Source organism: Mesorhizobium sp. 43Arga (genome assembly GCF_053714255.1).
In genome coordinates this window covers 40,367-54,350 of record NZ_JBSKBO010000015.1, presented here as the reverse complement: position 1 = coordinate 54,350, position 13,984 = coordinate 40,367, and the positions used below count along the sequence as shown (strand labels likewise).

Annotated in this window: 12 protein-coding genes and 7 pseudogenes; 7 read left to right on the top strand and 12 right to left on the bottom strand. The window is 58.7% G+C overall.

The genetic code is table 11. The annotated features are described in order from the left end of the window. Window positions 1–673 precede the first annotated feature (673 nt). Window positions 674–1,515: pseudogene (locus ACWGS8_RS32060) on the bottom strand (IS1380 family transposase); the annotation flags it as partial. A 171-nt stretch (window positions 1,516–1,686) separates the two neighbouring features. On the opposite strand from ACWGS8_RS32060, the gene ACWGS8_RS32055 reads away from it, so the two are divergent. Then, complete coding sequence (locus ACWGS8_RS32055) at window positions 1,687–1,836, top strand: hypothetical protein (RefSeq protein WP_454584707.1); 150 nt, start codon at window positions 1,687–1,689, stop codon at window positions 1,834–1,836. Window positions 1,837–1,863: 27 nt separating this feature from the next. On the opposite strand, the gene ACWGS8_RS32050 is transcribed toward ACWGS8_RS32055, so the two are convergent. The 8 genes and pseudogenes from ACWGS8_RS32050 to ACWGS8_RS32015 all read right to left on the bottom strand — a co-directional run. Beyond that, window positions 1,864–2,142, bottom strand: a complete 279-nt coding sequence (locus tag ACWGS8_RS32050; RefSeq protein ID WP_454584688.1) for a DUF2285 domain-containing protein — start codon at window positions 2,140–2,142, stop codon at window positions 1,864–1,866. A gap of 321 nt (window positions 2,143–2,463) precedes the next feature. After that, window positions 2,464–4,617, bottom strand: a complete 2,154-nt coding sequence (locus tag ACWGS8_RS32045; protein WP_454584687.1) for a peptidase domain-containing ABC transporter — start codon at window positions 4,615–4,617, stop codon at window positions 2,464–2,466. A 28-nt stretch (window positions 4,618–4,645) separates the two neighbouring features. Beyond that, complete coding sequence (locus tag ACWGS8_RS32040; RefSeq protein WP_454584686.1) at window positions 4,646–5,725, bottom strand: HlyD family secretion protein; 1,080 nt, start codon at window positions 5,723–5,725, stop codon at window positions 4,646–4,648. A 318-nt stretch (window positions 5,726–6,043) separates the two neighbouring features. Continuing rightward, window positions 6,044–6,205: a hypothetical protein gene (locus tag ACWGS8_RS32035; RefSeq protein WP_454584685.1), complete on the bottom strand. Its 162-nt coding sequence runs from the start codon at window positions 6,203–6,205 to the stop codon at window positions 6,044–6,046. A 907-nt stretch (window positions 6,206–7,112) separates the two neighbouring features. Beyond that, window positions 7,113–7,343 (bottom strand): annotated as a pseudogene (locus ACWGS8_RS32030) (transposase); the annotation flags it as partial. Between the two features lie 289 nt (window positions 7,344–7,632). Continuing rightward, on the bottom strand, window positions 7,633–7,770 hold the full coding sequence (locus ACWGS8_RS32025; protein WP_454584684.1) for a hypothetical protein: 138 nt from the start codon (window positions 7,768–7,770) through the stop codon (window positions 7,633–7,635). Window positions 7,771–7,805: 35 nt separating this feature from the next. After that, window positions 7,806–7,967, bottom strand: a complete 162-nt coding sequence (locus ACWGS8_RS32020) for a hypothetical protein (protein ID WP_454584683.1) — start codon at window positions 7,965–7,967, stop codon at window positions 7,806–7,808. Window positions 7,968–8,424: 457 nt separating this feature from the next. Next, window positions 8,425–8,505: pseudogene (locus tag ACWGS8_RS32015) on the bottom strand (SIS domain-containing protein); the annotation flags it as partial. 93 nt (window positions 8,506–8,598) lie between these two features. Between ACWGS8_RS32015 and ACWGS8_RS32010 the strand changes: the two are divergent. The 5 genes and pseudogenes from ACWGS8_RS32010 to ACWGS8_RS31990 all read left to right on the top strand — a co-directional run. After that, window positions 8,599–8,821: pseudogene (locus ACWGS8_RS32010) on the top strand (SfnB family sulfur acquisition oxidoreductase); the annotation flags it as partial. A 460-nt stretch (window positions 8,822–9,281) separates the two neighbouring features. After that, window positions 9,282–9,572: a DUF982 domain-containing protein gene (locus tag ACWGS8_RS32005; RefSeq protein ID WP_454584682.1), complete on the top strand. Its 291-nt coding sequence runs from the start codon at window positions 9,282–9,284 to the stop codon at window positions 9,570–9,572. A gap of 244 nt (window positions 9,573–9,816) precedes the next feature. Next, a pseudogene (locus ACWGS8_RS32000) lies at window positions 9,817–10,416 on the top strand (AAA family ATPase); the annotation flags it as partial. 655 nt (window positions 10,417–11,071) lie between these two features. Next, on the top strand, window positions 11,072–11,539 hold the full coding sequence (locus ACWGS8_RS31995) for a phasin (protein ID WP_454584681.1): 468 nt from the start codon (window positions 11,072–11,074) through the stop codon (window positions 11,537–11,539). Between the two features lie 360 nt (window positions 11,540–11,899). Beyond that, window positions 11,900–12,190, top strand: a pseudogene (locus tag ACWGS8_RS31990) (DUF982 domain-containing protein); the annotation flags it as partial. Between the two features lie 419 nt (window positions 12,191–12,609). Here the strand turns inward: ACWGS8_RS31990 and ACWGS8_RS31985 are convergent. Both ACWGS8_RS31985 and ACWGS8_RS31980 read right to left on the bottom strand, forming a co-directional pair. After that, window positions 12,610–12,852 carry a hypothetical protein gene (locus ACWGS8_RS31985; protein ID WP_454584680.1) on the bottom strand — a complete coding sequence of 81 codons (243 nt, stop codon included), beginning with the start codon at window positions 12,850–12,852 and terminating at the stop codon, window positions 12,610–12,612. Next, complete coding sequence (locus ACWGS8_RS31980) at window positions 12,822–13,379, bottom strand: DNA/RNA non-specific endonuclease (RefSeq protein ID WP_454584705.1); 558 nt, start codon at window positions 13,377–13,379, stop codon at window positions 12,822–12,824. The genes ACWGS8_RS31985 and ACWGS8_RS31980 overlap by 31 nt, the downstream gene beginning before the upstream one ends. Here ACWGS8_RS31980 and ACWGS8_RS31975 point away from each other — a divergent pair. Beyond that, a pseudogene (locus tag ACWGS8_RS31975) lies at window positions 13,367–13,474 on the top strand (IS481 family transposase); the annotation flags it as partial. The gene ACWGS8_RS31980 and the pseudogene ACWGS8_RS31975 overlap by 13 nt on opposite strands. A 134-nt stretch (window positions 13,475–13,608) precedes the next feature. Here ACWGS8_RS31975 and ACWGS8_RS31970 read toward each other — a convergent pair. Then, the gene (locus tag ACWGS8_RS31970; protein WP_454584679.1) at window positions 13,609–13,815 is read right to left on the bottom strand and encodes a hypothetical protein; all 207 of its coding nucleotides are present in this window, start codon (window positions 13,813–13,815) and stop codon (window positions 13,609–13,611) included. Window positions 13,816–13,984: the final 169 nt, after the last annotated feature.

The following is a 13,984-nucleotide window of genomic DNA, read 5'->3' as shown; positions in this document are numbered from 1 at the left end:
GATAAGTGCACAAACTCTCCCGGCGTCTCAGCTGCAAACATCAGGTCGCCAACCGGCGACGCAATCATTCTCGGTAAAGCCACTTTTCTACAGTCCTTCATTCGTCAGTGCTGCCTTTTCGGCCATCTCTTGAATGACGCCCCGCCCGCAGGGAGGAAGTACGCGAGCAGGGCGTGCCGCACAAAGGGCCGGTTGGATCGGGCAACAGCACAGTGGCGGCAGAAATTGATTAGGGGACCTTCTTGACGACAACCTGACCTCAAGCGTCTGGTGCGTGAAAAAATGCTCGAGGCTGGGCCACATTGGCTGACGGCCGTGCGGCAACCCGAAGTGCCCATCCCGTCGGTCTGGATGGCGGATACATCCGCGACCGCAACGACCGGAAGAAGAACTTCGAGCTGATCGTCGGCCGCTCGCTGCCTGGCGAGGTTGTATACTTGCGGCATTGTGCATTCGCGATCCAAAGGTCAAGTAGCTAGCCGCCTTGATGCACGGCAATGAGCTTTTGGCGGCCTTGGGGGGTAATGTGGGTCGCTGTTGCGGTGCTTTCTCCCAAGCCTCGGCAGGCGCCGGGGGTGATCCGTCTTGATGGCAGGCGGGGGAGTTGCAGGTTGCGGTCGGCGGGTTCGTTTCGGGGCGTCTTCGCTCTGTGGCTAGGTCGCGAGCCGCGGATGAACCTGCGGAAATTGCCCGTCTTCGCCGACGCTTCGAAGCGAGCCGTCGTGCTGGTCTCCAGATCCGCGATACGCTTGCGCAGCGTCATAGTGGGCGCCAGGCCGAGGGTAAAGTCGACATCGTTGGCACCGCACCAGTCGATGACCGGTGGACTGCAATAATGCCCGTCGGCTCGGATCAGGATCCGTGTGTTCGGCCAATTGCTCCGGATTGCCCGCACCAGGCGGCGCAAGGTCGGGGCGGATTTAAAACCGCACCAATGAAGCGGCCGTCGCCATCGAACACCACGATCGGCTGGAAGCCGTACTCGTCGCAGAGGGCGTTGAACAGGCGCAATTGCTGGTCGCCATGCACGGCATCAAAGGTGTCGTCAATGTCGAGCACGATCGGCTTCGGCACTTCCCGGAAGGAGGCGCAATAAAGGTCGACCATCGTCCGGCCCATCGCAATCAGCTCGCGCACACCGGGTAGGTTCTCCAGCCGGCACATCGTCGACTGCGACGCCAAATCCCGACCGGAAGGCAGCGCATCCTGGGCCATCTTGAAGACCGGATCGGAGCGCAGCCGGTTGGCGTCATTGCCATTCTCGTAGCCGGCAGCGATCATCTTCATGCGAAAGCCGATCATGTCGGCCAGGCTGTCGATGACCTGGTCCGGGCAGCGCGGATCGTGGATGCAACGCGCAAGACGCTCGGCCACTCGCAGTCGGTTCTCCACTTCGGCCAGAGCCAGAACGCCGCTGTTGGACGACAGCATGCCGCCGTCGAAACGGGCGACGACGGACTTGCCGCCAACAGATGACAAACCGCTCAGCGGATTGGCGTAAGTGACGGGACGCAATCACCTCCCGGTCATCGGCATGACGAATCGCAAATTGGTGGAATATTTATAGGCATAAACCCATACCTATACGCTCGAGCCGCATCGACTCTGCCATCCGACGGAGGGCAACGTGTGCAGGCGGCCTGACCACGCGCGGCGATGCCGAACTATCGGGGCGCGGCACGGTACTTGACCGGCAGCCTTCTGGCGCAGGTCAGGTATTTGCCGCTTACCGTCTGTTTTGGCCGCTTTGCAGGGGGTGTCGTCGGCGTCACGCTGGCCAAGGTCGCCGCCTTCGTCGTCGTCATGCTGGTGGTCGGCCGCCGGGTCATTCCCTAGATCCTGCACTACGTCGCCCATAGAGCGTCAGTGCGGCGCACCGCCGGCAAGAAGGTACCGATAGCCATTCGTGGTGATCCATCGTGCGCGTGCAAGGTGCGTTTCCCATGCCCTGAATGCTCGCTCCGGCTCCTTGTCGGGATCGATGTGCAAGACGATCCTGGCCACCTCGCGCCAGTCGGCATCCTCGGACGCGGCGTCGAGAAGGCGAATATAGGTGAGCAGTCGCTCCTCATCGTAGCCTGTGAGGACGGAAGAGGTCGGCGCCACGTCGGCGACATCGGGATCGAGGAGGGGCTTCCGCATGGTGATCTCGCACGAAGTTCCTGGGCGGTGATGGCTCTGGCAAAACAGTACAACCACCCCTGCAGCCAAGACAACCCCAGATTGGGCGTTAGAGACCGGGCACAGGAGCACCTCCCCCCAATCTGGTCTCCGCCTGGCGTTCAATTGCAGCAGCGATCCTCCCAGGCAGGGGGTTGCTCTTTGCACCTCGACGCTGCGATCCGAGTGCTTGTACCAATTCACCGTCAGCGGCATCCAGCGCTTCGTGTTGCGCGATTTAACACTCTTCCTCGTACCGTGGGTCCAGGAAGCTTCTGCGATGATAACCTAACCTGAGCCCTGTCAGCTGGACGCGATTTGCGCGCGCCACAACCGAGTATAGGCGCCATCTGTTGCCAGCAGATCGGCATGCCTTCCCTCCGCGACGGCTCGCCCCCTATCCAATATTACGATTTTGTCGGCCCCGGATACGGTGCTGAGTCGATGAGAGATGACGACGATGGTCTTACCGGCCCGACGCAGATCCTCAACGGCCCTTAGGACAAACGCCTCGGCGACCGAGTCGAGAGAGGAAGTCGCCTCATCGAGGATCAGGATCTGCGGATCCCGGTACAGCGCCCTGGCCAAGGCTAGGCGCTGCTTCTCGCCGCCGGACAGGCGTACGCCGCCTTGGCCCAGATAGGCCTGCAAGCCGCCGGGCCAGCGCTGGATCACCTCCAGCAGGCCTACTTGATCGCAGATCTTCACGATCTTCTCGACGTCCGGCTCGAACTCGCCAAGGGCGATGTTCTCGATCACCGAGCCCGAGAACATGTCGATCGATTGCGGTACCGCAGCGACTACCTGACGCAAGGATACGGCCGAGAAGTCCTGAAGGGCATGTGGGCCGATCTGGATGCATCCGCCCTCAAGCGGGTAGACATTTTGCAGCAGCGCCGCAAGAGTGCTCTTCCCCGAACCGCTTTCCCCCACTACGGCCGTCATCTCGCCCCGGCGAAAGGTGATGCTGAGATTTTGGAAAAGCTCCGGCTGCGCGCCATGGCGAAACGTCACGTTCTGCAGGCGGATATCGCCAAGGTCGATCTTAGTGGCATCAATGCCGCCGCCACTTGCCGGCTCAAGGTCGAAGATCTCGAACAGGCGGTCCGCAGCAATAAATGCATCCTGAACGATCCGGTTGGTTTGGATCAGGTTCGCGACCGGCCGCGTGATATAGCCGAGCAAGGCATAGGAGGACAGTAATTCGCCGGGCGTGACGGTCTGATCGAGGGCAAGCCTCGCACCGAACCACATCAGCAAAATGGTAAACAGGGTCGAGAGGAAAGCCGAGGCATTGTCTGCGAAGATCGAGATGAGGCCGGAGCTGTAGACGGAGTGCAGCATCTTGATGAAGCGGGTCTCCACCTTGAAGTTGGCGAAGCTCTCAATGCCGGACGTCTTGATCGTGGAGACCGCCCCGAGTGATTCCACCAGTTGGACCTCCAGGTCGGCGGCATCCTCCATAATGGTGCGCTGATGCTTTCTATTCAGCCGATTAATAATCCAATAGACTAAGAGGTAAAGTGGGATGGAGGTCGCCACGACCAACGCGATTTTCCACGAGTAGATGAACATCAATCCGAACGAGAACACTATCACTATCGCGTCGACGAACATGGTGATCGAGACGTCGTTCAGGAGGCTCCTGATCTTCACCGCGTCGTTCATGCGGGAGACGATCTCACCCAAACGCATGCTGTCGAAGAATTTCTGGGGCAAGCTGACGATGTGAGTGTAGTAGCCGAGGATCAAGTGGACATCGATCTTCTGGCCCGTTTGCAGGATGAGCCGGTTTCTGAGGAAATTCATCAGGATCTGTGTCACCAGGATCAGCAGCATGGCTACGCTCATGAGGTTGAGCAGGTTACGGTTGGCTGCCGGGATCACATTATCAACGATCTTCTGGACGTAGATGGCGGTTGAGAGGCTGAGGATCGTCGTCACCAGTGCGCCGATGAGTGCCTGCGCCATCACGTGCCTGTGTGGCGAAAGCAAACGGGCGAAATGGGTGAGTGGGGATGTCGTCTCGTCACGGCGGTTGAAGGTGTCTGCCGGGACCAGGAGCACCAGGACCCCGGTCCATTGCAGCTTGAATTCCTCATGGGACAGTTTGCGGATTTCGCCGTAGGCTGGATCCATGACGCTGACCCACTTGGCATTGATGGCCTGAATTACAACGAAGTGGTGCTGGACCTCCTTTATGATGACGTGCGCAATAGCCGGCTTCGGGATCTTGAAAAGGCTGTCGAAGCCACCTTTCACGCCCTTGGCGATGAACCCTAACTTTTGAGCCGCTTGCGTGAGGCCTGACACCGTGGTGCCGGAACGGTTGGTCGAGGCGTACTGGCGGATCCGCGACAGTGGCAGCTTGTAACCATAGAAGGCCGCAACGAAGGCAAGGCAGGCGGCGCCGCAATCAGTGATGTCGCGCTGCTTGAACTTGGTGATATTGCGCATGGCGGCTCGCTGCTTGGAGGGGGAACTATTACGTCAGGACCGGATTGAGCCAATCATCGACCCCATTGTAGAGGAGTTGCAGGAGAGTGCGGTCGGCCATGAGGAAGCGGGCCCGCACGGTCATGCCTTTCTTGAGGCGACCGACAACTCCGTTTTTGAGAACGAGGTAGCTGCGAGACAGCGAGCAGCGGACTTTGAACACCGGATTGTTGTCGTGAAGGGTGAAGTCCTGTGCCACGTCGAGCACTGTCGCGTCGATGACACCCCATTGATTGTAGTTGAAGGTATCTACCTGGAGCCGCACCGACTGGCCGGGCCGCACGAAGCCGATATCGTTGGGGAGGACGTAGATTTCCGCCACAAGGTCGCCGTCCGGCGAGACCCAAGCCACGGTTTGCCCGGCTTGGACGTAGCTATCCGGCGCAAGGCCGGAAAATTGCTCCAGAGCGCCAGACACAGGGGCGCGAATACGGCTTAGCTCCCGTTCATGCTCGAGCTGATGCAAGCTGGCTCTCAGTTCCTTAAGGCGAAGATTAGTATCGAAGAGCCGCTGGTTCCACTCCGCGGATTGGCGCCGGGCAAGAATCTCGCCCTTGATGTCAAGGCTGTTGAGGGCGAAAGCCTTGTCGTTCACCGTCTTTGCGGGCACCGCGTTACCGGAAACCAGTCGCTGAGCGCGATCGAGTTCCGTCGCGGCATTACTGCGAGCATGTTGGTTCTCTTGCAGCAGGTTGAGAAAATGTAGCCGCTCCGCCGTTGCGAGCTCGGTCAGGAGGCGGAGAGGGATGTCGGCCTGTGCGCCGGAGGAAATCAGGATTGCGAGATCATGGGCTAGATCGCTCTTCGCACGGATTTCGCCTGTGAGTGCCTTGAGCTTCTCCTCGATCACCTGATCATCAAGAGCAAGGATTTCTTGCCCACCGGCCACCTGATCGTTGTCAGCGGCAAGGATACGCGAAATCCGTCCAGAAATGGGCGCGATCAGGGGCGTCTTCTCGATGACGGGGCGAATGATACCTGCGCTTTGAACCGAAACCGTGACAGTGATGAGTGGCAGCGACACCAATGTCGCCACCGCAGAGAGCACAAGCATTTTATAAATGGCCAAAGATCGTCCTGATCTTCGGGAGAGAATGCTCTCTGCGGTGTAGCAGGCGGTTTCGGGCGAAACGGGAATTGCCAGGCTATGTTCAGGACGAAGCACAATTAGCTCCGGCACTTATGTTCTAATGTTGCCGGCGTGAGCCATACGCCCAATTCGCTTTAGTCGCCGCAATACCTATTATCGTAGCACCTGCCGCAACCAGTCCCCACAAGTAACCTCCCGAAATTGCAGAGTGTTCGTCGGGAGCTAATTCGATGACACCATAAGATGGCATATATTCGTTCATCGTCGTCTCCTTTCCTAGCAGTCAATACCTGTCATTCAGTGGTGCCGGTTGGCCAGGTTTGCCCATATTGTTACACCTGCCAGGCCAACAACTCCAAAAATGGCGAAACCTATCGCCCAAAACATCCCACCTGAAACCGCAGTCGCTTCTTCAGGAGCCAACTCGGTCACACCATAGGCTGACAAATCGGTCCTCATTGTTGATTCCCTTCGAGTGAGAAGATCGGTCGATGACCCGCGATGACGACTGCGCCGCCGCACAGGAGAGATACTCAAGAATGATGCCAACTGAGCGGCAAGCGCCTCAGAAAGAGTATTCTGCAGGTTATTCAATGACCTCACTGAGCGTGCGTCAGCGCGCCGGGTCGAGCATCATTGGTCGCGCTCTCGACAAACCCGACAGTAGCGGTCAACACAAAGCACGTCGGGAGGGTACTGTCGCCCGGACAATGAACGACAAAGGGCGAGCATGGTGAAACTTTCGATAGTGGGTGTGGCGGTGGGGGCTGGTCTCATCGGGGGCGATAAACCATTCACCCCGACCTCGCCGAAAGACATAGTCGGGCAGAAAATTCCAGACATGGGTCATTGGCGAGGTCGCGCAGATGACCTGAATAGTGGGCGGCCTCCGCTCCCGGCATCGCAATGTGCCAAAGTGTGGCTGTCGAAAGTCAAAGAGCCACAGAAACGGGCGCGACCATGGGCGTCTTCTCGATGACGGGGAGTATGGTACCTTTACCTGCGCTTTTAACCGAAACCGTGACAGTGTGTGATGAGGGGCAGCGACACCAATGTGGCCACCGCAGAGAGCACAAGCATTTTATAAATGGCCAAAGATCGTCCTGATCTTCGGGAGAGAATGCTCTCTGCGGTGTAGCAAGCGGTTTCGGGCGAAAGGGGAATTACTAGCCTAGTGCGCGTCCATAAACGGCTGTTTTCCCGGAGCTTTCAGTGGTCTTTGGCCTGCTGAAGCGATGTTTTGGGGACGCGTGATGGTACAAGGGCATGGAGGTTGCGGCCGGGGGTCGATCTGGCGGCAACGGGGTCATAGGGGTGTCGGCCGGCGCTCGCCGGCGTGCTTGTGAACGCGGCCCGAAGACTGGGGTCAGGTCGATCTGAGGCGGGTGAAGAGGGCGAGATTGTAAGCGACCACCGAGGACCAGACGTAATCCTTGCAGTGGTTGAGCCCGCGCCAGGTGCAGCGGGCCAAGCCATAGGCGCGCTTCAGGCAGGAGATGCTGGCCTCGATACCAGCGCCGAAGTTGCGCAGCTTGCGATAGACCCAGCGGCGGCTGATCATGTCTTCGATCCTGAGGGCGCTCTTCTTCGACATGGCCTTCAATTCACAGCCGATCTCGTGTCCGGCGAAAAGATCAAATACACTGGATTGGACGGTGCGTTCTTGGCGCATTGTCGGCTCCTGCGGTGGCAGAAACGCTTTGGAATCAATGGCTTGATCTCGAAGTGCATCTGAACCCGCCGGGCCTTGCCTACCCAAAATCAGGATTCATTCAATAATATCAGCAGCTTGCCGTTTATGGACGCGCCCTAGGCTATGTTCAGGACGAAGCATAATCAGCCTTGGCACCTCTGTTCTAATCGTGGATTTTGGAACGTACCGCCCCTTACCACCCGAAAGTCGCCGCCACGTAAGCTGTTATTGCAGCACCTACCCAAAGCAGTCCCCAGTAGCCCCCCGAAATTGCAGATGCTTCTTCGGGAGCTAATTCGGTGACACCATAGGATGGCATATATTCGTTCATCGTCGTCTCCTTTCCTAGCAGTCAATGACTGCTATTCAGTGATGCCGGGCCTTCCAGGCTGACCAAATGGCTAGACCTCCCACGGCAATAAATCCAGCAACGGCCATACCTATTGCCCAAGGGTTTCCGCCCGCAATTGCAGATGTTTCTTCAGGAGACAACTCGGTCACACCATAGGCTGACATATCGTTGCTCATTGTTGGTTCCCTTCGAGTGAGAGAAGATCGGTCAGTGACGCGGGTCGGCCGACTGCGCCGCCGCACCGGAGAGATACTCAAGAATGATGCCAACTGAGCGGCAAGCGCCTCAGAAAGAGTTTGGGGAGGTTATTCAACGACTCCACTGAGCTGCGTCAGCGCACCGGGTCGAACATCATGGTCGCGCTTTCGACAAACCCGACAGTAGTAGCGGTCAACACAAAGCACTTCGGGAAGGGTACTGTCGCCCCGGACAATGAAGGGCAAAGGGTGAGCATCGTGAGGCTTCGACAGTGGGTGTGGCTGTGGGAGGCTGGTCCTATCGACGGGGGATGAGCAATTCACCCCGACTTCGCCGAAAGATGTAATCGGGCAGAACATTCCAGACAAGGGTCATAAGCGAGGTCGCGTAAACGGCCGCGCAGTTCCGTCTCCGCCGGCCGACGCGTGGATACTAGGAAATCACCTTGAGCTTCAGCGCGCCTTCCATAGCCAGCGGGAAACTGATGCCGCGGCCGAGTTAGAGCACGTCGCGGCATCTGGCATTTGCTGGCGAGCGCTTCGGCAGCGAAGGGTTCCGTTACACGACCATGCTGCCGGCCCAGCGATTGGCCGCGGCTGGTGAAGATGACACGCCGCGCAGGCGCTGCTGGAAAAGGCCGGTCTGGCAATAGACCGGGGGGTCGCCGAGCCGACCGCCGAGACGGTCGCTCATGCCCCGGATCGTCACCGCGGAATCGAAAATCCTGTCGACCGAGATCGCGATTGCGGCGACCAACAAGCTGTTCGAACCCGCCGGAACACGTTCGACGCTTGCCGAGCACAATCTCGATCGGCACTGGCGACGACGCCGAGGCGATTGCGATTGCCCACCGCTTGGCGGCCGACTTCGTCAAGGATTCTTCCAAGCGCTTCGCGAGCGGGTCTGGCCGGTATGGCTGTGACAAGCAATCGGTAAGTGGGATGGCACGGCGGGCCAAAAATGATCGCGCGCACTGGCCATTCGCGAGGTTCGCCGGCCCAGACCTGCTGCTAAGGGCAGTTGCCACTAGGAATCCGAACGGGGCGTACTCAGTCCGGGCAGTAAGCAGCGCCGACAGGTCCTGCACCGTATCACTTCGCCAAGGCCCTCCGACTTGTGGATACCGAGGACGTCATCATCGAGCAGGCAGATGCGATCCGGATGAGCTTCCGGGTGTCGATGGTGCTTCCCATTCTTCCGCGCCCCTTGAACACCCATGGCCGCGACAACACATTGTGCGACGGTCGGCGGGCAATGCGGACGGTTCTGCGCAAAACGAGGAGGAGAGACGGATGAACGCGGAGGATTTCAGCAGCCCCGTTTTCGTGAGGCGTTCCGTGTACATCGTTCAAGAGATTGCCAATCTTGCGGACGCTATCGACTTCCTCAATGACTGGCCCGAAGATCAGCAAGACCTAGTTCACCTGGCGGCGCTCCGGGCGTGCCTTGATGCATGCGATGGGCAGAAACCCTTGAGCGCGGCACGCCACGCGTTTCTCGACTTTGCCAAGCGCTGTGAGATTTTGGAAGATCCGATGTCCGCCATGAAGTGGATCGCAGCCTGCAAAAAGGCGCGCGCTTAGAAATTTCTATAGCTGTGTCAGATTACCGTGGGCTGAGCGTGGCATCATGAGGCCGGAAGAAGAGCCGTTTTTATCCGTTGCAGGCAGCAGCTTCAGCGAGGCGCTCCTACAGATTGAATCGATTGCCGGCGGCGGCCGTCCGGCTGCTGAGGGGGCGCCACGACGCCTCCGGCTGATGAAAGAGGCGTGACCGCGAGTGGTATATCAGTTCAAAATGCGAAGGCGCCTAGTACATTTGCGATGCCGAAGCCGGTTCGAGAGATATCGTTTCGGGAGTGCGGCCGATGCGACAGGCTTTGCCGAGGACGTCGCTTCCCTGCTGACGGAGAGCGCCGAGAAGGCAGCGAGCAAGGTTCCAGGGATCAGGGTTCTCATGCGCAAGGACAAGGAGCCGGCAGAGGTCTACAATTATCTCTTCGGTCTTCAGTATCTGGAGCCGAAGTACACCCTGCTCTTTCAGGATACGCAGATAGAACAGCTGTCGCCCGGGCAGCGAGGCGCCTTGCTGTTGATTTTCTATCTGCTGGTTGACAAGGGACGAAATCCCATCGTGCTCGATCAACCCGAGGAAAATCTGGACAATGAGACGGTTGTAAGCCTGCTCGTGCCAGTTCTCAACGAGGCAAAGAAGGCCAGACAAATCATCATGGTCACGCATAATCCGAACCTGGCGGTGGTGTGCGATGCCGAGCAGATCATACACGCAACATTCGACAGGAAGAATGGCGCGCGAATCTCTTACCAGTCAGGCTCGATCGAAGACGGCATCATGAATAGAGCTGTCGTTGACGTGCTGGAGGGCACAAAGATGGCATTCGATAACAGAGGCCAGAAGTACCATTGAGGAATGGGTTCGCAGCACGATGTCGGTTCGATGCGAAGAGTGCCTGGTCCAGGGCGCAGTGCACGTGGTTTGAGAACCCGCTGTTAAGGTGCTCCTGGGCCCTGGCCAGGCGCGCAAAACTTGCACCGAAGTGGGTTTTCGACGGCGGTAATCTGGGCGCAGTCCCGAGGTCCCTTCAACCGGCCAACACGCTTGACATCATCCGGCTACCTTGGAAGAGGCTATGCTATAACGTCGTCGCCTGCAGCCAGGTCCGCCTGCTGCGGTGTTCTCGAGGGCAGCGCGATCAAAGCCGTGGCCTTTGCCGCCACCTCATCAAGGCTTGCGGCAAAGCGGTTATCTGTGACGCGGTTGTCACTAGTTCCGAGCCATAGCGGGTGACGAGATATTCCGGTTCTGGCTGAGGGAATGAAGATGCCTGGCGGTCTTCGCGAACGCGCGGCCCCGCTTCCAGTGCCGGCTCCGTGCGCGCCGACAACTCATGCTGCATCTTGCGGATTTGATTGGGGCTGACGCGTGAACGGAGTGGTCGTTCGAAGCTCCGATCAGATTGTTTGGACCGCAGGTATTTCGAAGCGCACATACAGCTGTCACGTATGGGGCTCAGTATGCTGGCCGCGGGGAAGAAAACATCTTCAGGCAGGAGGCTACGGAAATGTCCAAGACCACCACCGACAAGTCCAGCGAAAACGCCGAAACGGTTCAATTTCCGGCAATCGACCCTGGCAAGGCCACCGATCAATTTCGCGCCGTTGCCGAAAAGAATGTCGAGCAGTCGAAAGAAGCTCTTGCCAGGTTACAATCCGGTGCTGAAGACGCTCATAAGGCGCTCGAGTCAACCGCCGAAACCGCAAAATCGGTCACCAACGAGCTGTCGCTGAAGACGATCGCCGCACTGCGCGCCAATGCCGAAGCCGCCTTCTCTCACCTCGAGGCCCTGGTCGGTGCGAAGTCGCCGTCAGAAGTTTTTGAGTTGCAGACTGCCTTCCTCCGCAAACGCGTCGAAATCGGCATTGAGCAAGCCAAGGAATTCCAGGAGCTTACCAAAAGAGCGGTGACTGACGTCTCCAAGCCGGTCAAGGACGCCTTCGAGAAGACGCTGAGGGGTCTCAAGCCCGCCTGACTTGGTCAGACGGCCGGAGATACCTGCAAATCGGCCCATAGAAAGGAATCGACACCTCCTACCGCGCTCATCGATCACCATTTCAGGGCGCGGGCTTGGGGAGGGTATGAGGTCACGATGACGCCTGGCCCAAAAGTAAGCCGCTCAACACGGACCGGAACTTCCGATGGAAGAACGGATCCGCCGGTGCCCCCAGCAAAGGCGGCACTCTACGAGATCCATGATTTCCCTCGGGCGCAAATGCGGCTTCTTCCCGATCGAACCGTCGTCGCCGTGACAACACACTCTGCGATGGTCACCGGGGCGTCGATCCGCCGGCCTCTTACACAGATAAGCCGTTCAGCAGGTCGGAGGAAATGAATGAACGCTGAAGTTTTCGGCAGTCCCATCTTCGTGAGGCGTGCCACGGTTATCGTGCAAGAGATTGCCGGCCTTGCGGACGCAATCGAGTTTCTCGATGAATGGCCTGAAGATCGCAGAGACCTGATCCATCAGACCGCCCTTCGGGCGTGTTTTGACGCGCACGACGGGTACAAGCCTATAGCCGCGGCTCACAATGCGTTTCTTGGCTTTGCGAAACGGGCGGGGATTTTGGAAGACACAAGCTCCGCGATGCGATGGATCGCTGCCTGCAAATCGGGCAGCGGAAAAGGTGGAGGCGTAGACCGGCGGTCGGATGCGATTGGCGTGGAACGGCTGCGCCGAGCTTGCAAGGCGCAGGCAAATTCGCCAATTGGTGCGGAGTTCGAAGCTGCGTTTCGTTGATGGAGCGCCGGAAGGGCGGTCCATATAAGGCCGATCACTCGCCATGCCGGTGTCCGAATTCATCGACCTCAAAGGTACTGCGAGGCAGGTCAGCGGCCTCGAGGCTGAAACCCGTATGCTCTGCGCAAAGCCCGATTGCGGCGGCCGGCCGCTGCCTTAAACGAGTGCTGTATTCTCCTGTTGCGCGTAGGCTTTGCCCAGACATTCTGATCCGAGGATGAAATCGGCCGCCGCGCGCCTCGGCCAGCGCACCGCGGTGCTGGACCGGGTTGCCCGGCGGCGCAACGGCAGACAACAGCCGCCTATCACGCCTCGGCGTGGGTGTCGGCTCGCAACAAGACATCGTCGAAGATGACGCCTGTCTCTTCACTGATTGCCGACGGGGCGACCTGATAGCGGGCATATTCACCCGGTGCGAATTCCACTCCGAACCGATCGACAACGTCTTTCTGCGAAAGCCTAAAGGCGTAGGTGCGTAGCGATCGGCGACCGTTGATGTCGCGAGCCGAGACCGCAACTACTTTCCAGAAGACCAGGGGGTATTGCACCGGACCGGTTCCAAAATCCTCGGACGGATCGTCAGGATTTCAGGACGGGGGCCTGCTATAATGCAGGCGCGCGTGTCCCCGGATTGTAGATCGCGTTGAATGTGGTTTTCGAACCCGCCCCAGAGGCCCTGAACTCCCGGCCACTGCTTGCCCGGCTGAGAGCGGTTGAAGGCGGCATGCTGTGGTGTGCAATTGGGAAGAGTGAATGTGTCGGAATTGGCGAACTCGATCTCCGTCGGCGTATCACCCCAAGCGTTGTCTTCCCGGCGCACGATATGGCCGCGGTCGATCTGCTTGGCCGGGGCGTAGATGTCGGCATCGGTTAACTGGTATTGCGCGGGAATGCGCGGATCAAGGATCCAACGATCCTGCCCGAAGAATGCACGGCCGCTGGAGGTCCTTTTCGATGCATCATAGTCGACATTGACCGCAGACCACATCTGCATGCGTCGGGATGCGTTCACCGCCAGGCTAAAATGATGGTACTTGAGCACGACGACCTGGCCGTTCCGTCTGGCTGCACCGATACAATTGGCATCGACCTCACGGCAGCCTAAAGTCCAAAACACCAATCAGCCGCCTCGGCCTAACCGGGGACAACCTGTTGAGGCTCCACACCTAGAGCGCGTCGCAGACGGCAACGTCACAACAATTGCGACCTTCTATTCGGCCAAAGAGGCTTTGACGATCATGCCCAGCTTGAATGAGAGCTACAGGCTGATGCTGGGCGACGAGCAGATATGGCCGAACCAGGCTTCACCGGGCCGTGCTTGGGTCTAGCTTGGACTTAATAGTGCCGATGGCCTTGATGATGGCGTTGGCGGATTCCTGATCCAGTGCGATCTCTAGAAGTCCTTCCGTTGTCGCTATCGAAAGGATGCCGATAGTGCTGCCGGCATCATCGAATGTGGCAACGTGGATTTCGGTCGGCACGAAAGGCCGTGCCCTGTCCTTACGTTTCATGCTCCGGTCTGGCCCTGTTGCCTTCAGCTTATGCGTGGGTCTGGCGGTGCCGAAGAAGGCATGTGCCGTGCTCCTGCGGTCTGCGCGATGATCGCCTGCAACCCGGCCGACTTTAGGCTCCGCTCTGATGGCGCCTGGGTTCGGCAGAAGACGACAGGGAAGGGCCTTC